Origin of the sequence: Flavobacterium limnophilum (assembly GCF_027111315.2) — a bacterium.
Lineage (GTDB): Bacteria > Bacteroidota > Bacteroidia > Flavobacteriales > Flavobacteriaceae > Flavobacterium > Flavobacterium limnophilum.
The window spans coordinates 1290439-1313501 of the sequence record NZ_CP114289.2; the positions used below are offsets into that span (position 1 = coordinate 1290439).

At 38.0% G+C, this 23063-nt stretch carries 23 protein-coding genes and 1 tRNA gene; 15 read left to right on the forward strand and 9 right to left on the reverse strand.

Annotated features, from left to right (window positions below):
• Positions 1-62 precede the first annotated feature (62 nt).
• From OZP13_RS05230 to OZP13_RS05240, 3 genes are all read left to right on the forward strand, one after another.
• Positions 63-542, forward strand: a complete 480-nt coding sequence (locus OZP13_RS05230; protein ID WP_073371425.1) for an Lrp/AsnC family transcriptional regulator — start codon at positions 63-65, stop codon at positions 540-542.
• A gap of 99 nt (positions 543-641) precedes the next feature.
• Positions 642-3227 (forward strand): phosphoenolpyruvate carboxylase, encoded by a 2586-nt coding sequence (locus tag OZP13_RS05235; protein ID WP_281298895.1) that lies wholly within the window; start codon positions 642-644, stop codon positions 3225-3227.
• A 169-nt stretch (positions 3228-3396) separates the two neighbouring features.
• Positions 3397-3912: a DinB family protein gene (locus OZP13_RS05240; protein WP_269242778.1), complete on the forward strand. Its 516-nt coding sequence runs from the start codon at positions 3397-3399 to the stop codon at positions 3910-3912.
• Positions 3913-4020: 108 nt separating this feature from the next.
• Here the strand turns inward: OZP13_RS05240 and recQ are convergent, their stop codons facing one another.
• The 6 genes from recQ to aroB all read right to left on the reverse strand — a co-directional run bounded on the left by recQ (position 4021) and on the right by aroB (position 10446).
• On the reverse strand, positions 4021-6129 hold the full coding sequence (recQ, locus tag OZP13_RS05245; RefSeq protein ID WP_281298896.1) for a DNA helicase RecQ: 2109 nt from the start codon (positions 6127-6129) through the stop codon (positions 4021-4023).
• Positions 6130-6210: 81 nt separating this feature from the next.
• A complete protein-coding gene (locus OZP13_RS05250; protein ID WP_269242779.1) occupies positions 6211-6615 on the reverse strand; it encodes a DNA primase in 405 nt (134 codons plus the stop codon).
• A gap of 8 nt (positions 6616-6623) precedes the next feature.
• Positions 6624-7595, reverse strand: a complete 972-nt coding sequence (locus tag OZP13_RS05255; RefSeq protein ID WP_281298897.1) for a deoxyhypusine synthase family protein — start codon at positions 7593-7595, stop codon at positions 6624-6626.
• Between the two features lie 91 nt (positions 7596-7686).
• Positions 7687-9087 carry a type III PLP-dependent enzyme domain-containing protein gene (locus tag OZP13_RS05260; protein WP_269242780.1) on the reverse strand — a complete coding sequence of 467 codons (1401 nt, stop codon included), beginning with the start codon at positions 9085-9087 and terminating at the stop codon, positions 7687-7689.
• 54 nt (positions 9088-9141) lie between these two features.
• Complete coding sequence (locus OZP13_RS05265; RefSeq protein ID WP_281298898.1) at positions 9142-9321, reverse strand: hypothetical protein; 180 nt, start codon at positions 9319-9321, stop codon at positions 9142-9144.
• 57 nt (positions 9322-9378) lie between these two features.
• Positions 9379-10446, reverse strand: coding sequence for a 3-dehydroquinate synthase (gene aroB / locus OZP13_RS05270; RefSeq protein WP_269242782.1), 1068 nt, complete (start codon positions 10444-10446; stop codon positions 9379-9381).
• 92 nt (positions 10447-10538) lie between these two features.
• Here aroB and OZP13_RS05275 point away from each other — a divergent pair, with 92 nt between their 5' ends.
• The gene (locus OZP13_RS05275; protein ID WP_269242784.1) at positions 10539-11708 is read left to right on the forward strand and encodes a proline dehydrogenase family protein; all 1170 of its coding nucleotides are present in this window, start codon (positions 10539-10541) and stop codon (positions 11706-11708) included.
• Between the two features lie 84 nt (positions 11709-11792).
• On the opposite strand, the gene OZP13_RS05280 is transcribed toward OZP13_RS05275, so the two are convergent.
• Complete coding sequence (locus OZP13_RS05280) at positions 11793-13580, reverse strand: ABC transporter ATP-binding protein (protein ID WP_281298899.1); 1788 nt, start codon at positions 13578-13580, stop codon at positions 11793-11795.
• Between the two features lie 197 nt (positions 13581-13777).
• Between OZP13_RS05280 and OZP13_RS05285 the strand changes: the two genes are divergently transcribed.
• From OZP13_RS05285 to OZP13_RS05315, 7 genes are all read left to right on the forward strand, one after another.
• Positions 13778-13852: transfer RNA gene (locus OZP13_RS05285), tRNA-Val, on the forward strand.
• Positions 13853-14066: 214 nt separating this feature from the next.
• On the forward strand, positions 14067-14429 hold the full coding sequence (locus OZP13_RS05290) for an ArsR/SmtB family transcription factor (RefSeq protein WP_281298900.1): 363 nt from the start codon (positions 14067-14069) through the stop codon (positions 14427-14429).
• Between the two features lie 33 nt (positions 14430-14462).
• Positions 14463-14699, forward strand: coding sequence for a thioredoxin family protein (locus OZP13_RS05295; RefSeq protein ID WP_281298901.1), 237 nt, complete (start codon positions 14463-14465; stop codon positions 14697-14699).
• 8 nt (positions 14700-14707) lie between these two features.
• Positions 14708-15163 (forward strand): rhodanese-like domain-containing protein, encoded by a 456-nt coding sequence (locus OZP13_RS05300; protein WP_269242786.1) that lies wholly within the window; start codon positions 14708-14710, stop codon positions 15161-15163.
• A 26-nt stretch (positions 15164-15189) separates the two neighbouring features.
• A complete protein-coding gene (locus OZP13_RS05305) occupies positions 15190-16164 on the forward strand; it encodes a permease (RefSeq protein WP_281298902.1) in 975 nt (324 codons plus the stop codon).
• Positions 16165-16181: 17 nt separating this feature from the next.
• Positions 16182-16574, forward strand: a complete 393-nt coding sequence (locus tag OZP13_RS05310) for a nitrophenyl compound nitroreductase subunit ArsF family protein (RefSeq protein WP_281298903.1) — start codon at positions 16182-16184, stop codon at positions 16572-16574.
• 1 nt (position 16575) lies between these two features.
• Complete coding sequence (locus OZP13_RS05315) at positions 16576-17277, forward strand: aromatic aminobenezylarsenical efflux permease ArsG family transporter (protein WP_269242788.1); 702 nt, start codon at positions 16576-16578, stop codon at positions 17275-17277.
• A gap of 9 nt (positions 17278-17286) precedes the next feature.
• Here OZP13_RS05315 and OZP13_RS05320 read toward each other — a convergent pair whose 3' ends face one another.
• Positions 17287-18822, reverse strand: coding sequence for a SulP family inorganic anion transporter (locus tag OZP13_RS05320; protein WP_281298904.1), 1536 nt, complete (start codon positions 18820-18822; stop codon positions 17287-17289).
• Between the two features lie 320 nt (positions 18823-19142).
• On the opposite strand from OZP13_RS05320, the gene OZP13_RS05325 reads away from it, so the two are divergent.
• The 4 genes from OZP13_RS05325 (at position 19143) to arsB (ending at position 21814) form a co-directional block, all read left to right on the forward strand.
• Positions 19143-19475: an ArsR/SmtB family transcription factor gene (locus OZP13_RS05325; RefSeq protein WP_269242789.1), complete on the forward strand. Its 333-nt coding sequence runs from the start codon at positions 19143-19145 to the stop codon at positions 19473-19475.
• 17 nt (positions 19476-19492) lie between these two features.
• Complete coding sequence (locus OZP13_RS05330) at positions 19493-19963, forward strand: DUF6428 family protein (protein WP_269242790.1); 471 nt, start codon at positions 19493-19495, stop codon at positions 19961-19963.
• 148 nt (positions 19964-20111) lie between these two features.
• On the forward strand, positions 20112-20744 hold the full coding sequence (locus tag OZP13_RS05335; protein WP_269242791.1) for an arsenate-mycothiol transferase ArsC: 633 nt from the start codon (positions 20112-20114) through the stop codon (positions 20742-20744).
• Between the two features lie 2 nt (positions 20745-20746).
• Positions 20747-21814 carry an ACR3 family arsenite efflux transporter gene (arsB, locus tag OZP13_RS05340; protein WP_281298905.1) on the forward strand — a complete coding sequence of 356 codons (1068 nt, stop codon included), beginning with the start codon at positions 20747-20749 and terminating at the stop codon, positions 21812-21814.
• A gap of 111 nt (positions 21815-21925) precedes the next feature.
• Here arsB and OZP13_RS05345 read toward each other — a convergent pair whose 3' ends face one another.
• Positions 21926-22945, reverse strand: a complete 1020-nt coding sequence (locus OZP13_RS05345; RefSeq protein ID WP_281299431.1) for a M28 family metallopeptidase — start codon at positions 22943-22945, stop codon at positions 21926-21928.
• Between the last annotated feature and the right edge of the window lie 118 nt (positions 22946-23063).

The window sequence follows — 23063 nt, forward strand, 5'->3', positions numbered from 1 at the left end:
ATCGACCGTTTTTTGAAATGTAAATTTTTGCAATTGCAACTAATAATATTAATTTAAGAATTATGAGTAAGTTCCGTTTAGATGAAGTAGACCACCAGATATTGGATATGTTGATTGACAACACAAGAATTCCATTTACAGACATTGCAAAAAAACTTTTGATTTCTGCCGGTACCGTGCACGTAAGGGTTAAAAAGATGGAGGATGCGGGCATAATTATGGGTTCGTCGTTAGTTCTTGATTATGACAAACTTGGGTATTCTTTTATAGCTTATGTAGGTGTTTTTCTGAATAATACTTCACAAACTAAATTTGTTTTGCAAAGAATCAACGAGATTCCGTTTGTAACCGTTGCTTCCGTTACAACTGGAAAATTTAATATTTTCTGTAAAATTAGAGCCAAAGATACTAAGCACGCCAAGGACGTAATCTTTATGATCGATGATATCGAAGGTGTTTACAGGACCGAAACCATGATTTCATTGGAAGAAAGCATAAATGACAAAAAGCGTTTGATGCATACTATTTTCAAGAATATGTAATTCATTTGAAAGCTATTGCAATATATAACCTCAAGTGAATTCTTGAGGTTTTTTTTTAAAACAAAAAACTAAACCAACAATAATTAAATATTAAGCAATATGTATACGCTTCCAAAAATAGAACGTTTCAATCAAGAAGTTCTTTCAAAATATCACATTTACAATAGTGTTTTTATCACCTTGCCTTTTGATTCCATAGATAATACAGGAGTTCTGCTTCCATTATTTACGGATGTCTGTGACAATGGTTTTAAAAAACAGGAAACACCTAAAGAAATTGTTGATTTTTTTACCGAGAAATACCTGCATAGTGTTTCTGAATCGGAAAAAATTGATTTAATGTTTCGTTTTATTCAATACATCGAACGCCAAATTGTTCTTTTTGATGCTATTGAAGATGCTGCTTTTCCGGTGGTGAACAATATGGAAGGAAGAGGTTCCTTGCGTGATATCAAAGAAAAATCGGATGCCAAGAATAATAAAGAAGAATTGGTTGATTTTCTGGAAAACTTCAATGTCAGAACTGTTTTAACGGCACATCCTACCCAGTTTTATCCTGGGCCGGTATTGGGAATCATCAATGATTTAACGGATTCGATTCGAAAAAATGATCTTTTGGAAATCAAACAATTGTTGGCTCAATTAGGAAAAACGCCTTTTATCCAAAACGAAAAACCAAATCCTTTTGACGAAGCGGTAAGTTTGATTTGGTATCTTGAAAACGTGTTTTACGAAACGGCTGGCGAAATGGTACATTACCTCCAAAAGAACGTTTTTAATGGTGATTTTATTCAAAATCAATTGATAAAATTAGGTTTTTGGCCGGGTGGTGATCGTGATGGAAACCCATTTGTAACAACAGAAATTACTCTCAAGGTGTCAGAAAGACTTAGAACTTCAATATTGAAATGCTACTATATCGAAATGAGGAGCTTGAAAAGAAAATTGACTTTTCCGGGTGTGGATATTTTGGTGGCTGAACTCGAGCAAAAATTGTATCGTTCGGTTTTTTATTCCAAAGGTGAAATTTTCATCACTTTGGATGAATTCAAAACTCAATTGTATAAAATTAGGACCATCGTGATCGAACAACACCAATCTTTATACATCGAAGAATTGGAAGCCTTGCTTATTAAAGTGAATTTGTTTGGATTCCACTTCGCTTCTTTGGATATTCGTCAAAACAGCAAAATACACGATGCCGTTTTCAAGGATGTGGTTCAATTTCACTTGAACTCAGGTTCAACAGTATTTCCAGAGAATTATTTTGAATTGACGGAAGATGAAAAAATCAATATTTTGTCCAATGCCAAGGGAAATCTTGACACCAATGTTTTTGATGACGAGATAACAAAATCGACTTTGGAGTCCATACAAGCCATTAAAAAAATCCAGGAATCCAACGGTGAATCCGGTGCTGACCGATACATTATCAGTAATAATGAAAGTGCCTTGAATGTTATGGAAACATTCGCACTTTTCCATTTAAACGGCTGGGATAATTTGTCCGTGGATATCATTCCTTTGTTCGAATCAGTGGATGATTTGCAAAATGCGCATGTTATCATGGAAAAATTATATAACAATCCGGCGTATGCCAGTCATTTGAAAGACAGAAGCCAGAAACAAACCATAATGCTCGGTTTTTCTGACGGAACTAAAGACGGTGGTTATTTGATGGCCAATTGGAGTATTTACAAAGCCAAAAAAGAATTGACGGCTATGTCCAGAAAATATGGAATTCACGCTATTTTCTTTGACGGTCGTGGTGGACCTCCAGCGCGTGGTGGTGGAAAAACACATAAATTTTACGCTTCCTTGGGGCCAAAAATCGAAAACGACGAAATCCAGATTACCGTGCAAGGGCAAACTATCAGTTCTAATTTTGGAACCTTGGATTCATGTCGTTATAATCTAGAAAACTTGTTGAGTGCCGGGGTTACCAATCATATTTTTAGTAAAGATAAAAACGAATTGACCAGTGGTGAAACGGATATTTTGGATCAGTTGGCGGAATTAGGATATGAAAAGTACTTGAGTTTCAAGAATCATCCTAAATTTATCCCTTATCTGGAGCAAATGAGTACCTTGAAATATTATGCCAAAACCAATATTGGCAGCCGTCCATCCAAAAGAAGCAAATCAGAACACTTGGATTTTGCCGATTTGAGAGCGATTCCATTTGTGGGTTCTTGGAGTCAATTGAAACAAAACGTACCCGGTTTCTTTGGTGTGGGTTCTGCATTAAAACATTTTGAGGATAATGGAAAATGGGAAATGGTTCAGGATTTATACAACAACTCTTTGTTCTTTAAAACTCTGTTGGAAAACAGCATGATGTCCTTGGCAAAATCATTCTTTCCTTTAACGGCTTACATGCGAAAAGATCCTGAATTTGGAGATTTTTGGCAAATTATCTATGAAGAATTTTTGGAAACCAAAAGAATGTTGTTGAAAATAGCCGGACATAAAGGTTTGATGGAAAACTATCCTGATGGAAAAGCATCTATTGACATAAGAGAGCGTATTGTGTTGCCATTGTTGACAATACAACAATATGCTTTATTGAGAATAAACGAATTGAACAAGGACGAGAATCCGGATTTGGAGTTGATAAAAACCTACGAGAAGATTGTGACTCGTTCGCTTTTTGGAAACACCAATGCGAGCAGGAACTCGGCTTAAAAATAAATAGATTGTTTAGAAAGATAAAAATTCAGGTTTTTTGAGGAAGTGTTGTAAACCATTAAGAAAATTAAGGACTATTACAAATCTTAATTTTCTTAATGAACTTAACGGTTCAAATGGTTTTGTCTTTCTAATAAATACTGGTAAAACCCTAAAAGAAAAAGATATGAATTCCAATCAATTGCCCGAAAATGAATATTCTGCATTCAATGCGACTTACATCAAAGCGATTGAAAATGTAGAATTATTGGAAGAATTAGAAATCAGTTTACACGATTTTATCAGATTTGTCCGTGAAATTCCAATGGACAAATTTGATTATCGGTATGCCGAAGGCAAATGGACAATCAAGGATATTATCCAGCACATTATTGATGCCGAAAGAATTTTTGCCTATCGTGCCTTGCGAATTTCCAGAAACGACCAAACACCGTTGCCGGGATTTGAGGAAAATGATTATGTAGAAAACACCAATGCCAATGGTCGAAGCATCCAGGAATTGTTGACCGAATTTTCCGCCGTCAGACATTCCAATTTATTGTTGTTCAAAAGTTTTTCGGAAGAACAATTGACCAGAATGGGGATTGCATCCAATCATCCAATTTCAGTGAGAGCCATAGGGTTTCTAATTATTGGACATTTGAAACACCATCAAAGAGTTTTTCAGGAACGGTATTTGTAAATTTTTGCCACGAAGACGCTAAGATTAATTGAAAGAAGTTTGTAAATTCGGAAAAATGAATTTACAAACTTCTTTTTCTTTGTGACTTAGCTACTTTGTGGCAATTTTTTATTTTTGTGCCTCTTTCTCAATCATTGCCAAGCCAATCCTGATTTTATCATACCCGATTTGTTCCTCGAAATAATCAAAGTAGGGTTTCAAGGCATTTGGCGATTCCAGTTTAATTTTGGCTGCCGCAATTTTTGAAATTTCTTCCTTGGAAATATAAGAACTAAAATCTATTGGATGTCCATCGCTGTATAATTTGGCCAAATGCGATGTTATCGTGCTAACGCCTAAATTCCTTTTGCCGGCAATTTCGTCAACGGTTAACCCCCTTTGATACATTTCTAGCGTTTCTTTGTATGTGCTGCCTTCTTTTTTAGTTCGAACGGTTTTGTTTTTTTGAAATTCAATAATCGCTTTTATGAAGACATCTCCGTATTTTTCCAGTTTTGCTCTACCAACGCCGTCAATATTCAAGAATTCTTCATCGCTCATTGGTCTTTCGGCTTCGAGTTGTTTCAAAGTGGCGTCGTTAAAAATGATGTAAGCAGGAACTTCTTCTTGTTTGGCAATTTCGGCGCGCAGTTTTCTAAGAGTTTCAAAAAGGGAATTGGCTGATGCTTTAGTTGCTCGTTCTTTAATTTCTGGTTTGTCTTTGCTTATTTTTTGAACCGTTGTCAATTGTACTTTCTCGCCTTCAAACAAAACTTTCTTGGCAAAGGGTGTCAATTTTATTTTGTTTTGCTGGTGAAAAGCAATCTCGCAATAGCCTAAATTGATTAGTTGAATGATGTATTGGTTCCAATCATACCAAGAAATATCGGCACCTACATTGTATGTTTTCAAATTCTGATAACCTTTGTCATAAATGGAAGCATTTTTGGAACCTCTCAAAAAGTCAACAATCACGGGTAATGCCTCCGATTCTTGCAAACGAATTACCGCCGATAATGCTTTTTGGGCAATGATGGTTCCATCGAAAAAAGCGGGTGGATTTTTGCAAATGTCGCAATTGCCGCAATTTTCGGTAACCAATTCCCCAAAATAGGAAAGCAAAATTTTTCGACGACAACTTAGTGCATCTGCATATTGCTTCATTCGTTCCAGTTTGGCCAATTGTACTTCGGCATTCAAGCCTTCGGAAGCAAATTTTTGCAACTGGATCATGTCGCCATAACTTTCGAACAAAACCGTTTCCGATGGCAAACCATCGCGACCGGCACGTCCAATTTCTTGATAATACCCTTCAATATTTTTGGGTAAATTGTAATGAATAACCCAACGCACATTGGATTTGTCGATGCCCATTCCGAAAGCAATAGTGGCGCAAACTACCTGACATTCGTCATTTATGAATTCATCCTGCGTTTTCGAACGAAGTTTACTGTCCAAACCTGCATGATAAGCTTTGGCGTTAATTCCAATTTTTTGCAATTTTTCGGCAAGCTCTTCCGTGGTTTTTCGGCTTAAGCAATAGATAATACCACATTCGTTGGGCTTGTCTTTGATGAAATCGATGATTTGTTTGACACGGTCTAAAGCAGGACGCACTTCCAGGCTTAAATTTTTCCTGTCGAATGAAGCAACAAATGTTTTTGGGTTGACCAAATTCAATTGTTCCGTGATATCCGTTCGGGTTGCTTTATCGGCAGTTGCGGTCAATGCCAGAATTGGAGTAGAAGGGAAGCGGTTTTTTAGATAACCCAAATTGGTATAAGCCGGACGGAAATCGTGTCCCCAAGCCGAAATGCAATGCGCTTCGTCAATGGCAATTAAACTCACAATGATTTGACTGAAAGCATTTTCGAGATAAGATAAACTTTCGGGAGCCACATAAACTAACTTGACTTTGTTGTCTTTTAGGTTTTGAAAATGAAATTCTTGTTCTTCATTGGATTGACTGCTGTTGATGAAACAGGCAGCAATTCCGTTGGCTTTCAAGCTGTCGACTTGGTCTTTCATCAAGGCAATCAGCGGCGAAATCACGATCGTGATTCCCGGCAGGACCAAAGCGGGGAGCTGAAAACAAATGGATTTCCCTCCGCCGGTTGGCATAATTGCCAATGTGTCTTGTCCGGAAAGGATGCAATTGATGATGTCTTCTTGATTGGGCCTGAATTTTTCAAACCCGAAATTTTCTTTGAGTTTGGCGTGTAAAATGGATGTTGTCATTATGGCGTATATTTTTGACTAAAGTAATAAAAAAAGGAACTCGATTAGGAGTTCCTTATAATATTTATGTCGGAAAATTAATTATTCCTCGTCTTCATCATCCTCATCTTCAGGGATGTCGCTTTCGTCTGCATCGTCATCGTCGTCGTCGTCTTCTCCGGAAACATCATCGTCTTTGTATTCTGGCTTGTCGTCATCGTCATCGGATGGTGCATCGTCATCATCGTCCAAGCTGATATCTGCGATTGGTTCGATTTCTATTTCATCGTCCTCATCATAATTTTCGATTCTGTCGGCAAGTTTGGTACTCACTTTTACTAAATAAATAGTGTCTTCAGTTCGTACTTCAACGGCTTCGATCAATTCGTTTTTTGCGTTTCTAAAGCGGATAATGTTTGAATCATCATAGCCATCAGGAAATCTTTCTACCAATAAGTTCAAGATTTCGTGTGTAAGTTTTGCGTAGTCAACAATTACTCTTTTCATAAAATATTCTATAAATCTAACAAATAAGCGAAAATTAAAGGAGCAACAATAGTGGCATCCGACTCGATAATAAACTTTGGGGTTTTTATGTCTAATTTACCCCAAGTGATTTTTTCATTTGGCACAGCTCCAGAATACGAACCATAACTGGTTGTCGAATCTGAAATTTGGCAAAAATAGCTCCAGAATGGAATGTCGTGCATTTCCATGTCCTGGTACAACATTGGAACAACGCAAATTGGAAAATCTCCGGCTATTCCTCCACCAATTTGGAAGAAACCTACACCATTCGTGCTGTTTTTTGGATACCAATCAGCCAAGAAAGTCATGTATTCTATTCCTGATTTCATGGTCGAGGCTTTTAGTTCCCCTTTGATTACATAGGAAGCAAAAATGTTTCCCATGGTGCTGTCTTCCCATCCCGGTACAATAATAGGTAAATTTTTCTCGGCAGCCGCATACATCCAGCTGTCTTTTAAGTCAATTTCGTAATATTCTTCCAAAACTCCCGAAAGCAACATCTTGTACATGAATTCGTGAGGGAAATATCTTTCTCCTTTGTCATCGGCATCTTTCCAGATTTTGTAAATGTGTTTTTGCAAACGACGGAATGCTTCGTGTTCAGGAATACAAGTATCGGTAACTCGATTCAGTCCTCTTTCCAATAAAGCCCATTCGTCTTCTGGAGTCAAATCACGGTAGTGTGGCACTCTTTCGTAGTGTGAATGTGCTACCAGGTTCATGATGTCTTCTTCGAGATTTGCACCAGTACAAGAAATGATTTGCACTTTGTCTTGGCGAATTATTTCGGCAAAAATTTTCCCAATTTCGGCGGTACTCATTGCACCAGCCATACTTACCATCATTTTTGCACCATTGGCTAATTGTTGTTCGTAGGCTTTTGCGGCATCAACTAAAGATGCAGAGTTGAAATGCAAATAATGCTTTTCGATAAACTGACTGATTGGTCCTTTACTCATTTTTTTAAATTTAAAGATTTAAAAAACGAAACAATGAAAAACATTTTCAAATGTAACGAATTTTTAAATTAACTGATTGTGTGTTAACTGTTTATTTTTTATTGTATCCTAATATTTCCAAAACTTGATCGGCTGTTTGTTGTTCCGAGAATACTTCGGTTGCCAATATTCCATTTTCATCCTTGTCTATCAGGATGTGTTTCGGCTGTGGAATCAAGCAGTGGTGCAATCCTCCGTAACCGCCAATGGTTTCTTGGTAAGCTCCCGTATTGAAAAAGCCAATATACAAAGGTTTTTCCTTGTTGTATTTAGGCAAGTAAATGGCATTCATGTTTTGCTCGGAATTGTAATAATCATCGCTGTCGCAAGTCATTCCGCCCAGTAAGACCCTTTCGTATGTATCATTCCAACGATTGACGGCCAACATGATAAAACGTTTGTTGATTGCCCAAGTGTCTGGCAAAGTGGTGATGAAAGAGGAATCAATCATGTTCCATTTCTCCCTGTCATTTTGTTGCTTTTGATACAAAATTTGGTAAATGGCTCCACCGCTTTCACCAACTGTAAATGAACCAAATTCAGTAAAAATATTGGGAACATCCACTTCGGCTTCGTCACAGGCAATCTTGATTTGATTGATGATTTCGTCAATCATATATTGGTAATCGTATTCAAACGCCAAGGAATTTTTGATTGGAAAACCACCACCAATGTTCAATCCGTCCAAGGTTGGGCATTCTCTTTTCAAAGCCACGTAAACCTTGATACATTTTACCAATTCGTTCCAGTAATAGGCATTGTCGTTGATACCGGTATTGATGAAAAAGTGCAACATTTTAAGTTCCAACTTTTTGTTTTCCTGAATTTGTTTTTTGTAAAATTGGACTATGTTTTTGTAACCAATACCCAATCTAGAAGTATAAAACTCGAATTTTGGTTCTTCCTCGGCTGCAATACGAATTCCAATTTTGAATTTTCGCTTGATCTTGTCTTGCAAAATATCCAATTCTTCGTAATTGTCAATAATTGGAATAGTATTTTTATGTCCATTATTGATCAATCGGGCAATGTTTTCAATGTATTGGTCTCTTTTGAAACCGTTGCAAATCACGTAAGTGCTTTTGTTGATTTTACCTGACTCCAACAAATTTTCAACAATATTGATGTCGAACGCCGAAGAGGTTTCGATGTGAATATTGTTCTTGAAAGCCTCGTTCATTATGTATTGAAAATGAGAACTTTTGGTGCAATAACAATAGTAATATTTGGCCTCGTAATTGTTCTTTTCCATCGACTTGCGAAACCAGTTTTTGGCTTTGTTGATGTTGTTGGAAATTTGCGGCAAATAAGTGAATTTTAATGGGGTGCCATATTTTTCCACCAATTTCATCAAGTCGATATTGTGAAATTCGAGGTTGTCTTTGTTTAAAGTAAACTCTTCTTGAGGAAAATAATAGGTTTGATTTATTAAATCGAAATATTTTGTATTCATCTGACTTTTAGTATTTTAGGTTAATTGTATTTGGAAAATAAATTAAACTAAAATTCAAACCCTGATATTGGCATAAACAATTTGAAGCTTCTCGTGGTCGGCTTTCAAATACTGGAAGAGGTCAAAACTAAAAGCCCCTTTAATGCCATAAAAACGCTTCAATATTCTTTGAAAAGAGCTATTGCTTTCGATTTTGATGGAACTATAATTTCTTTGGTTTTGATTTTTTTTCATTCCTGCAAATGTAAAAAATATAATAGACGTAATGCAACCCTTTTTTATAAAAAAACTTTAAGATTTATAATCTTCGAAAGCCTTTAGAATCAATTCGTTTTCAACAGATTGATTGATTAATATTTTTCCGATACCGTCAATCAAGGCAAACTGGATGTTGCCGTATTCATTTTTCTTGTCATGAATGAGTAATTCCAAGATGGGGTCGATGTCGCTTTCTTCAAAAACAACCTCATCATAGATTGATTTTATTGTAGTTTTTATCTGATTGTATTCTGCAAGGTTTATCAAGTTTTTCTCCAATGAGATATAACTTTCCAAAATCATTCCTATGGCAATGGCTTCTCCGTGCAACAAGGATTTCTTGTTTTCGTTTTCCAGAAAATAACTTTCGATGGCGTGGCCTAAAGTATGCCCGAAATTCAAGGCTTTACGAATATTTTTTTCTGTTGGATCCTGGATTACGACTTCATTCTTGATTTCGACGGAACGGTAGATCAATTCATCAAAATCGGCAAAATCCACGGCTTTCAAATCCAGAAATTTTTCCCAATATTTCTTGTCGTAAATCAATCCGTGTTTGAGCATTTCGGCCAATCCTGAGCGCATTTCCTCTTTGGAAAGTGTTTCTAGATATTGGGTGTCAATAAGTACCATTTGCGGTACATTAATTACGCCAATCTGGTTTTTCAAATTGCCTAAATCAACACCTGTTTTACCGCCTACGGAAGCATCTACCATAGAAAGTAATGTCGTCGGAATATTGATGAAATCCATTCCTCGTTTGAATGTAGAAGCAACAAAACCGCCTAAATCCGTGACAACTCCGCCACCCAAATTGATGACAAGGCTTTTTCTGTCGGCACCCAATTCGGTCAAAACATTCCAAATTTCGACACAAGTTTCTATGTTTTTATTTGGTTCGCCAGCTTCAAATTCAACAATTTCCGTATGTATATCAGTGGCTAAATAAGGCAGGAATTTTGACAAACATAACGCTTCGGTATTGCTGTCCACAATGATGAATAGGTTGGAATATTTGCTTTCTTTCAGGAATAAATTAAGAGCTTCATATCCTTTTTCGTTGAAATATATTGGATAATTGTTGGCTTGAATTGGCTGCATAGTATATCGTTAATTTGAATGGCAAAATAAGGTAATTTTTGGGGAATAATATTCAAAACTCTCTTTATATTTGTATAAAAATATAACAAAAAATGCGAAATATTTTCAAAAACACACAAATTGCATTCTCTTTAAAAAGCGATACCGAACTCGATAGAGCTTATTTTCTTTTTAAAATGATTGCCAATGAACCACTTGTTCGAATAGGAACCGCAGTAACTAATTTTGCCCTAAAGACCCATCTTCCGGTGGAAGGTTTGATTCGTGCCACTGTTTTTGACCATTTTTGTGGTGGTGTAAATGAGGATGATTGTCTAACGGTTGTAGACAAATTGTTTACCAAAGGCGTTTCGTCTGTCTTGGATTATTCCGTGGAAGGAAAAGAAGAAGAAGAACAATTTGATGCCGTTTTGGGAAAAACCTTGAAATTGATAGAGTTTGCCAAAGAAAAGAAAGCTATTCCGTTTGCCGTTTTTAAACCAACAGGTTTTGGACGCATTGATTTATACGAGAAAATTGGGGAAGGGCAACCATTAAATGCAGCCGAAACCGAAGAATGGAACAAGGTTGTGGCGCGTTTTGACAAAGTGTGCAAGGCATCTTATGATAGTGATGTGGCGTTGTTGATTGATGCCGAGGAAAGCTGGATGCAAAACCCGGTAGATGATTTGGTCGAAAAAATGATGGTAAAATACAATAAAGCGAAGCCGATTGTTTTCAATACCTTGCAAATGTACCGTTGGAATCGATTGGATTATTTGAAAAAATTGCACGAAAAAGCAAAACAAGAAGGATTTTATATCGGAATGAAACTGGTTCGTGGTGCTTATATGGAAAAAGAAAACGAGCGCGCCGTTGAAAAAGGGTATCCAACTCCTATCTGTCCTTCAAAAGAAGCTACGGATGAAAATTATGAAGCAGCCGTGAAATATATGGTTGACCACATAGATACGATGTCAATTTTTGAGGGAACGCACAACGAAGCCAGCACGTATTTCTTGATGGATTTGATGGAAGAAAGAGGAATCAAATTGAATGATGACCGAATTTGGTTTGGCCAATTATACGGAATGAGCGACAACATTAGTTTTAATTTGGCAGCCAATGGATATAATGTGGCCAAGTATTTGCCATTTGGCCCCGTAAAAGACGTGATGCCGTACTTGATTCGCCGTGCCGAAGAAAACACCTCGGTGTCGGGACAAACCAGCCGAGAATTGGAAATGATAAAAACGGAACGCGACAGGAGGAAAGGGAAATAAAAAGAGTATTCAGTCTGCAGTTTTCAGTAGTCAGTTTAAACCCGACAGGTTTTTGAAACCTGTGGTTTTTATTTGAATTAAATTTTAAGAATGACTAAACTGCAAATGGCTCAAGTTTTTATAAATTCCATTTTCTAAAGCAATCAATTCCTGATGGGTTCCTTGTTCGGAAATCACTCCTTTGTCCAAAACCAAAATTTGGTCGGCACTTCGAATGGTGGAGAGACGGTGTGCAATAATAATGCTCGTTCTTCCTTCCATCAAGATTTCCAGGGCTTCCTGAACCAGTTTTTCGCTTTCGCTGTCCAAGGATGATGTGGCTTCGTCCAATATTAAAATACTCGGATTTTTAAGCAAGGCTCTGGCAATGGCAACACGTTGTCTTTGCCCTCCAGAAAGTTTAACGCCTCTTTCTCCTACTAGAGTTTCAAATTTATCAGGAAAACTTTCGATAAAACTCAAGGCGTTGGCTTGTTTGGCTGCCAACATAATTTCTTCATCGGTGGCATCTGGATTTCCATAAGCTATGTTTTCCTTGATGGTTCCACCAAATAGAATTACGTCTTGAGGTACGATGCTCATATTGCCACGAAGATTTTCCAAATCATAATCGTAGATGTTTTTTCCATCTACCAAAATCTCCCCACTGTCAATGTCGTAAAAGCGCAACAACAAGGAAGCGATGGTTGATTTTCCAACACCGCTCGGTCCCACAATGGCTATTTTTTGTCCAAAGTTGGCAGTGAAGTTCACGCCTTTCAAGACTTTCATCTCTTTTCTGGAAGGGTAGGTGAAACCCACGTTTTTGAAAGTGACATTGCCTTGTATCTTTTGAACGGAATGCGAATTTTGGGTCGAATTGATTTTCTCGGGAGTTTCGTCCAATAATTCAAAAACACGTTCGGTGGCTCCAATCGCTTTTTGGATTTGGGCATACAATTCGGCGATTCCTCCAAAAGAAGCCCCCACGAAAGTGGAATACAATATGAAAGAGATTAATTGTCCCACACTCATTTCGCCACTAATGCTCAATCGAACGCCATACCAAACCACGGCAACGATGGCTCCAAAAAGACAAAAAATGATGAAGGAAGCAAAGTAACCCCTGTATTTTCCGCCTTTGATGGCCAATTTTACGACTTCGTTTATCTTTCCTTTATATCTTGCAATTTCATACCATTCATTGGCGAAAGCCTTGACAATACTGATTCCCTGCATCGTTTCCTCTACAATAACCTGGCTTTCGGCAACCTGGTCTTGTACTTTTTTGGAATATTTTCGAATGAATCGACCAAATACAACTGCTGCAACCGCCACAAGTGGAACTACCGATAACATCAACAAGGTGAGTTTGACACTTTCGGTGGCTAATAAAATTACCCCACCAATAATCAATATAAATTGTCTTAAAAACTCGGCGATGGTGGTGGTTAGCGTATCTTGAATTTGAGCAATGTCGGAGCTGATGCGGCTGTTTAATTCCCCAACTCGTTTATGTGAAAAGAATTGCATCGGTAATTTGACCAAATTACTGTACAGGGAAAGCCGAAGATTGGCAAGGGTGTGTTCCGTGAAATTAACAAATAGTGACACCCTGAAAAACGAAAAAATGGATTGCAAAAACAATATTCCAATCAGCAATAAAGCGATGTTGTTCACTTGGGAATAACTTTTGTCCTTGACGCAATCCACCAACATTCCCATCAATTTGGGAAAAGCCAAGGCCGTGGCACCAGTAAGCAATAGAAAAACTAGTCCTGTGTAGAATTTCCAGTGATGCCCTGTGGCATATTGGAATATGATAGTTGCTTTACTGAGTGAACTTGCCGTGATTTTTGATTTGGGTAAGTCATTTTCTTTAAATCGAGCCATTCTTGTTTTTGTTTTAGTAGTACAAATATAATATTATACCAATTCATCCTTAATAAATCAGCAGCTATTTCTATTAAGATTCAGTGTTTGTTTTGGGACTTAAAATAATTTTAAATTTATTTTCGAATTTTGTTTGCAAATACAATATGTAACTGTATATTTGCACTCGCAATAACGAAAGGGATTGCATCCCGAAAGGGCGATTAGCTCAGCTGGTTCAGAGCACCTCGTTTACACCGAGGGGGTCGGGGGTTCGAACCCCTCATCGCCCACAAGTTTAACAACAAATGGTTTCAAGACCCTATAAATCTTATGATTTATGGGGTTTTTTCTTTGGTGCATATACCAAATTATTCATTCAATCTTAAAACTGTTTCTACTCTACAAAAAACTCCAAATTAGAACAACTCCAAATTAAAAAAAAAATAAAATTTTAATTGGCGTTTATTTTAATGTTCGTAAATTTACGAACATTAAAATAACAATATGTCCAACACTTCCAAATCAGGTTATTTTACCAGCGAACAAGAACAAACGGCCCGGTTTGCCAAAGCATTGGGACATCCCGTGAGGATCGCCATATTGCAATTACTCAACAATCAAACTTGTTGTTATCACGGTGATATGGCCGAAGAACTTCCGATTGCAAAATCAACATTGTCGCAACACTTGAACGAATTGAAAGATGCCGGTTTGATTCAAGGCAGCATTACGTCGCCAACGGTTAGATATTGCATCAACAGACAAAATTGGAATTTGGCCATCAGTTTATTGAATGGAATTTTGATCCCAAATAGGGACCACAATGTAGCCTTAGTAACGAATCCCGAACAATTAATAAAACCCTAAGGTTGATGATTTTCAAAATTAAAATAACATATCATGAGTACAACAATTAAAGTATTGGGGCCGGGTTGCCCAAAATGCAAAACCACATTCCATAATGCGGAAGAAGCCGTAAAACAATTGGGCATAGAAGCCGAAATTATCAAGATTGAAGACATCGAGGAAATGATGCGCTACAACGTGCTAACAACACCCGTTTTGATGATTGACGATGTGGTAAAAGTAAAAGGTAGAATTGCCCAAATAGACGAAATTAAAGAATTTTTAAAATAATTGATACAATGGAAAAACAAGTAAGAGTAACTGAAATTTGCCCAACCAAAACACAGGCTTTAATCAAAAATGGAGCATTGTTGGTAGATGTTCGCGAGAAAGACGAAGTGGCACAATTGGCATACGATGTGCCGAACATCATCAATATTCCTTTGAGTGTTTTCGAGGAACATTATACGGAAATTCCCAAAGACAGACAAGTGGTGATGGTTTGCAAAGCGGGTGGCAGAAGTTTGAGAGCCGCTGGTTTTATGGTATATCACGGTTACGACAACGTAATCAATATGAAACACGGTCTGATTCGTTGGGTGCAAAAAGGATTTCCAACCATTGGCGACACTTCCTTGGTTTTGGAAAATGCCGAAGCTTCCTCTTGTTGTGATTCTCATTCTCATTCTCATTCATCCGATAGTAAAAAAACGTGTTGCAACGACGAACCAAAAACAGAAGGAAGCTGTTGTTAAGATAATACATTTAATACAAGAAAGCTATGTTTGACTGGCTACAAAATTTTGCCGATTGGCTGATTTATTCTGCTTTTGCAATCGAGCAACATACCAAATTGGGAGACGCCCTAAATTTCTTTGTTTTTGATACCTTGAAAATTGCGTTGTTGCTTTTTGTAATCACGACGGTAATGGGAATTGTCAATTCTTATTTTCCGGTGGAAAAAGTGCGTAATTTTTTGAGCCGCAATAAACTCTATGGCTTGGAATATTTGTTTGCTTCCACTTTCGGGGTTATCACTCCATTTTGTTCTTGTTCTTCCGTTCCTTTATTTATTGGTTTTGTAAAAGGTGGAATTCCGCTTGGGATTACATTTACGTATCTCATTACGGCTCCATTGGTCAACGAAGTGGCAATTGCCATATTTTTAGGGGCTTTTGGCTTGAAAATTACGGCAATATATGTTGGAACTGGAATCGTTTTGGGAATAATTGGCGGTTTTACTCTCGGCAAATTAAAGTTGGAAAAACACCTTTCACCCTGGGTACAAAATATTATTGCCAACGCACAGACTGAAGAAGAATTCGAAGCAGACAATCAAACATTGGCACAACGGTTTCCTGTTATTGTAAAAGAAGCTTACGATATTGTTAAAGGCGTCGCACCTTATATCATCATCGGTATTGCCATTGGCGGATTGATGCACGGATTTATTCCAACAGGCTTTTTTGAAGCCTATATCAGTAAAGAAAATCCTTTTGCAGTGCCCATTGCCGTGATTTTGGGAATTCCAATGTACAGCAATGCGGCAGGAGTCATTCCGGTGATACAAGTTTTGGTTGCCAAAGGTGTTCCGCTGGGAACTGCCATCGCTTTTATGATGGGAGTTATCGGCTTGTCATTACCGGAAGCAATGCTTTTGAAAAAAGTAATGAACTGGAAATTAATCGCTATTTATTTCGGAACTATTGGCTTCTTTATGATCCTATCAGGTTATTTTTTCAATATGATTCTATAAATTAAATTTCAAAAAAAATGAAGAAAAGTATCTTATTACCCATTTTCGCAACACTACTGTTGCTGTTTGTTTCCAGCAATGGAAATGCTCAAACCAAAACAACCACAACTGTTCAAGTGATACAGTTTCACTCGGAACACCGCTGCATGACCTGCAACAAAATTGAGGAAATAACTAAAATTGCCTTGAAAAAATACCCAACCATTCCGTTTTCTTTGGTTAATGCCGACGACAAAAAGAACGAAAAAAAATGTACCCAATTTCAGGCCTACGGAAGTTCCTTGTTTTTGTACAACATCAAAACCAAAAAAATCAAGAATTTAACCGAAATGGCTTTTATGAATGCCGGCGACCAAGACAAATTCATCAAGGAATTCAATAAAAATATGGACACTTTCCTAAAATCTTAGTATGGAATGGTTAACTGAATTGGCTCAAAACAATGAAATTCCTTTATTGGCAGCCTTGGCTTTGGGATTGTTGACCGCGATTGCACCTTGTCCGTTGGCCACCAATATAACGGCAACGGCATTTATCGCCAAAACCATCAACAGTCGAAAGAAGGTTTTGTTCAGTGGCTTGCTGTACACTTTGGGCAGAATGGTTTCTTACACAGCCATTGGTGCCATTATTTATTTTGGTGCCAACACATTCCAAATTGCGAAACTTTTTCAAGGAAACGGAGAAAAATTCATTGGTTTTGTGTTGGTTATTCTCGGCTTGATAATGCTGGACATCATCAAACTCAATTTTATAAAAGGTGGGAACTGGATTGACCAACTTTCGGATAAATTCAAGACCAAAGGCTTATTAGGCGCTTTTCTTTTGGGAGCTTTATTTGCTTTGGCATTTTGTCCTTACAGCGGCGCCTTATTTTTCGGAATGTTGGTTCCAATGACTCTCAAGTCTGGATTGGCAATGCCTCTAGCATTTTCTGTAGGCACTGGATTGCCGGTAATTCTTTTCGCTTTCGTGATTGCGTTTAGTCTGGAAAAGCTGGGAATCTATTTCAAGGCCATCACCAAAATCGAAAAAGTAATGCGGATAGTGGCGGGAGTTACCTTTATCGTTACGGGATTGTATTACATCAATATCTACTTTAAATTGGTTTGAAATAAAAAATCAACCCTTTTCCACAATCATGTAAAGCGGGTCTTCCATGATATTTACGTCAATAATCGCTTCGGCATTTTTCAACAAGTTGATGCAATCTTGGCTCAAATGGCGTAAATGCACTTTCTTGCCCTCTTTGTGATAGCGATTGGTTATGGCGTTTAATGCCTCGATAGCCGACATATCTACGACGCGACTTTCCCTGAAGTCGATAATCACTTCGCTTGGATCAGTCGAAACCTCGAATTTTTCGGCAAAAGCGGTCACGGATCCAAAAAATAAAGGGCCAAAAATCTCGTAATGTTTCACCCCGTTTTCGTCCAGGTATTTTCGGGCACGAATGCGTTTGGCATTGTCCCAAGCAAAAACCAAGGCCGAAATAATAACGCCAATCAAGACGGCCAAAGCCAAATTGTGAAGGAAAACCGTAATCAGCATCACCACCAGCATCACAAAAATATCGGACATCGGCATGCGTTTGAAAATTCGTAAACTGGCCCATTCAAATGTGCCCATAGCCACCATAATCATTACTCCCGTCAAAGCTGCCATAGGAAGTTTTCCGATTACGGGTGCGCCAATCAAAATGATGAGCAAAATGGTCAAGGCTGCCACAATCCCCGAAAGTCTTGCCCTGGAACCAGCGGAAAGATTGACCAATGTTTGTGCAATCATAGGACAACCTCCCATTCCAAAGAAAAAACCATTCAAAATATTGGCGCTTCCTTGTGCCAAACATTCTCTGTTGCTGTTGCCTTTTGTACCCGTAATTTCATCCACAAGGTTCAAGGTCAGCAAACCTTCGGTCAATCCCACGGCGGCCATAATCAAGCCATAGGGAAGAATAATTTTAAAATTTTCAATGGTGAAAGGGAAATTGGGAATGTGAAAAGGAGGCAAATTGCCGCTCACCGCAGCAATGTCTTCGACTTGTTTGGTTTCGATATTGAAAATCAAAACCACGGCAAACACAATCATTATCGCTACCAATGAAGCTGGAATGGCCTTGGTAATTTTGGGCAACAAGACAACTATGGCGATGGTAAGTGCCACCAAACCTGCCATTATCAAAAATGGAGTTCCTGTCAGCCATTCGGATTGTCCGTTTATTATGGTTTTGAATTGTTCCAATTGCGACATAAAAATGATGATCGCCAATCCGTTGACGAATCCGAACATAACGGGTTGTGGCACCAATCGAATGAATTTTCCCAACTTGAATAAGCCAACCAGAATTTGAATCACTCCCGCCAAGGCAATGGCGCCAAACGCAAATTCAATGCCGTGCGATTTCATCAAAGCGATCAAGACGATTACGGTGGCACCGGCTCCTCCAGATATTAATCCGGGACGACCTCCAAAAATTGCGGTAATCAATCCCATAATGAAAGCGCCGTAAAGTCCCACTAACGGTGGAAAACCAGCCAAAATAGCAAACGAAAGTGATTCGGGAATCATTGTCATGGCAACAGTTAATCCCGCTAAAATTTCGGTTTTGTAATTTATCTTTTGTGATAAATCAAATAAGTGGAATACTTTTTTCATAAAGAATTGAAGTAGATTTTTTGATGTAATTCCAGTTGTTAAACTATAAAAATAGATTTTGATTGAATGTTTTTGGGATTTTTTCAGACTTAAAAGCAATAAATCTAAGTGGTCATTTGTTTGAATGAGGTTGCTAATTTAACTTTTAAAGTCTAGTATCGCAAACTAACGGATTCTTAACTAAGTTCTTTTTTATAGGCAGCCTGCTAATGCCCAGTAATTCAATATTTAATGATTTTTGTTTCATAACCATTTTTTAACATTTAAAATTTGACTCATATTAATATGTTATCGTAATATTGCAATATAAAAATATAACGATGGGAGCATCCAAAACAGAACAATTTACAAACCAACAAAATGAATTGGCGGTTCTAGCCAAAGCATTGGGACATCCAGCTCGAATTGCCATTATCGAATACTTGTTAAAAGTGGATAGCTGTATTTGTGGCGATATCGTAAACGAATTGCCTTTGGCGCAACCCACGGTTTCGCAGCATTTAAAGGAACTCAAAAATGCGGGACTAATCAAGGGAAACTTCGAAGGTGCATCTATTTGTTATTGCATAGATGAAGTGGGATTCGAAAAAATAAAAGGATTTTTTCAGGATGTTGCCCAGCATTTGGAGAAAACTAAAAACCAATGTTGTTAATTTAAATTTGAAATAAAATGAAACTATCACAAGCAAAAAACATTTTGAAATCGGTAGAAGCGGTGAACTTCCTTTTGCCTGACGGGACATCGGTGCCGGAACATTTTCACGTAACCGAAGTGGGGTTGATCACCAAAAACTTCATAGACTGTGGTGGAACGGTACGCAAAGAAACAGTAGTAAACTTCCAATTATGGAATGCCAACGATTTAGAACACCGTTTGAAACCCCAAAAATTACTCAACATCATCGAATTGTCCGAAAAAGTTTTGGGCATCGAGGATTTCGAAATAGAAGTGGAATACCAAGCACAAACCATTGGTAAATACGATTTGGATTTCAACGGAAAAGATTTTGTTTTGGTCAACAAACAAACCGCTTGTTTAGCCCAAGACCAATGCGGGATTCCTTCCGAGAAACCAAAAGTGAAATTATCCGATATTAAAATCGAACAAAGTTGCTGCACTCCTGGAGGAAGCTGCTGCTAATCAAATTAAACACATAGAAACATGGAGTTTGATATTTACAGCTATGATTCACTATTGCAAAGTGAAACGTCTTTTAAAGTTTACACAAACTAAGTTTCTATGTGTTTAAAACAATATAAATTGAGTTAAACACATACATAAATTAAAAATGACATCAACCAAAACCAACCTGTTTCCAGAAATTGAAAATCTAATTGCCACTTTAAACTTCGAAAGCATTTCCGAAGAACGTAAAATCATTTTGCAACCTCTTGTAGATTTTATACAAGGAAAAGCCAGCAACAATCAAGAAATTCGCTTGAACCTGATTTGTACCCACAATTCCAGAAGAAGTCATTTGTCGCAAGTATGGGCGCAAACGGCGGCAGCGCATTACAACATCAAAAACGTGTTTTGTTATTCGGGTGGGACAGAAGCTACGGCAATGTTCCCGATGGCGGCCAAAACATTGGCCAAACAAGGCTTCCAAATTAAGACCATTGCCGAAGGAAACAACCCGGTTTATGCCATAAAATATAATTCAAACGCACACCCAATTATAGGTTTCTCCAAAACTTTTGACGACGATTTCAATCCACAAAGCGAATTTGCAGCGATTATGACTTGTTCATCAGCCGACCAAGGTTGCCCGTTTATTGCCGGTGCCGAAGTGCGAATTCCAATAACTTTTGAAGACCCAAAAGCATTTGACAACACGCCACAACAAGCCGAAAAATACGAGGAAAGAAGCCTGCAAATTGCCACCGAAATGTTCTATGTATTCTCCCAAATCAAACAATAAATATGGCAGCAAATAATTGTGCACCAGTTGTGGAAAGAAAGAAATTAAGCTTTCTCGACAGCTACCTTACCCTTTGGATTTTCATGGCAATGGCTCTGGGAGTTTTGATTGGCTATTTCATTCCTTCGAGTGGTAATTTCATCAATTCCTTTTCGAGTGGAACTACTAATATTCCGTTGGCAATCGGCTTGATATTAATGATGTATCCGCCTTTGGCTAAAGTAAAATACGAACAAATGGGAGAGGTGTTCAAGAACACCAAAGTCCTCGGTGCTTCCCTGTTTTTGAACTGGATTGTGGGACCAATTCTGATGTTTTTCTTGGCATTGTTGTTATTGAACGGTTACCCAGAATACATGATTGGCGTAATCCTGATTGGTTTGGCGCGTTGCATTGCGATGGTAGTCGTTTGGAACGATTTAGCCGACGGAAACCGGGAATACGCTGCGGGATTAATAGCCCTAAACAGTATTTTCCAAGTGCTGCTCTACAGCGTTTATGCCTATGTTTTCATCACGATTTTACCGCCTTATTTTGGCTATACAGGTTTTGAAGTCAACATCAGCATTGGGCAAATTGCCGAAAGTGTGGGGATTTATTTGGGAATTCCATTTGCATTGGGAATTATCAGCCGTTATGCGCTAATTGCTCTTAAAGGTTTGGAATGGTTTGAAACCAAATATGTTCCTTTTATTTCTCCTATAACACTAATCTCGTTATTGTTTACGATTGTTCTAATGTTCAGTTTGAAAGGCGAATTAATCGTCCAAATTCCTATTGATGTGTTGAGAATTGCGCTTCCATTGGTCATTTATTTTGCCATAATGTTCATCATCAGTTTCTTTATCGGGAAATATTTTGGTGCCGATTATTCGAAAGCCACGGCCATTGCTTTTACGGCAACAGGAAACAACTTCGAATTGGCGATTGCCGTTGCCATTGGTGTTTTTGGCATCAACAGCGGTCAGGCTTTTGCGGGCGTCATTGGTCCCTTGGTGGAAGTTCCAGCCTTGATTGCCTTGGTAAATGTGGCCTTTTGGTTCAGAAAAAAATACTTTATAAAGGAATAAATTGACCTGATTTTTGACGCAGATTCCACAGATCAGCACAGATTTTTAAAATATTATTTAATAATTAATTTGTGTAAATCTGTGGAATCTGTGTCAGTTTTTTATCTACAATCAATTCCCGCTTTTGTCCACCACGGGGCGATTTTCCCTGTTGGCCAATTCCCATAAAATGGCAAAGGCGAGTTGGGTTCTTTTTTCCAAAACATCGAATTCAATTTTATCCACTTCATCCGTGGCCTTGTGATAATCGGCATGCACGCCGCTAAAAAGGAAAACGGAAGGAATCCCGTTTTTGGCAAAATTGTAATGGTCGGAACGGTAATAAAAACGATTGGGATCGGTTCTGTCGTTGTATTTGTAATCCAATAGTAGCTTGGTGTAGTTGGTATTGGTCGCTTCGCAAATGTTGTACAAATCAGTCGAAAGATAATCCGAGCCAATTACATAGACATAATCGCTCGAATTATTGTGAAATTCGTCATGGCGACCAATCATGTCGATATTCACGTTGGCAATGGTTTTGGACAACGGAAACAAAGGATTTTGCGAATAATAACTCGAACCCAACAATCCGTGTTCTTCGCCGGTCATGTGCAGAAACAAGATGGAACGTTTCGGGCCGTTGCCTTCTTTTTTGGCGGATTCGAAGGCTTGGGCAATTTCTAGCAAAGCCACTGTTCCGGAGCCATCGTCATCGGCACCATTGTAAATTTCCCCGTTTTTAATGCCAATGTGGTCATAATGCGCCGAAATCACCACAACTTCGTCTGGTTTCTCGGAACCTTCGATAAACGCCCAAATATTTTCGGAATCAGGCAAATTATCGTTGCGGATGGCGTTCAGGAACGAAGCCGGAATTTTTTGGTAATAATCCGTGGCACCTTTTGGAAAAGAAACCATGTTGGTTTTATAGTGGCTGATAAGATAGTTTCCAGCTTTTTTTTGCCCTGCAGAACCGGTTTCACGTCCTTCCATGGCATCCGAAGCAATGACTTGGAGATGCGTTTTCAAATCTGCGGCAGTAATGGTCGAGATGTATTCGACAGGATTTGTACTGGCAACTTTGCCTATTTGGCTGGAGCAACTTGTACTCAAGGCAAACAATGTGCTTAAAAAAATGATTCTCTTTATGTAAATCATGTTGCTATTTTTGAAACAAGTTAATAGAAGTACTAAAAGTAATTATTTTTAATATTTGGACAACACTTTAATTGAAACAAATTACAAAATAATGCATTATTCATTATAG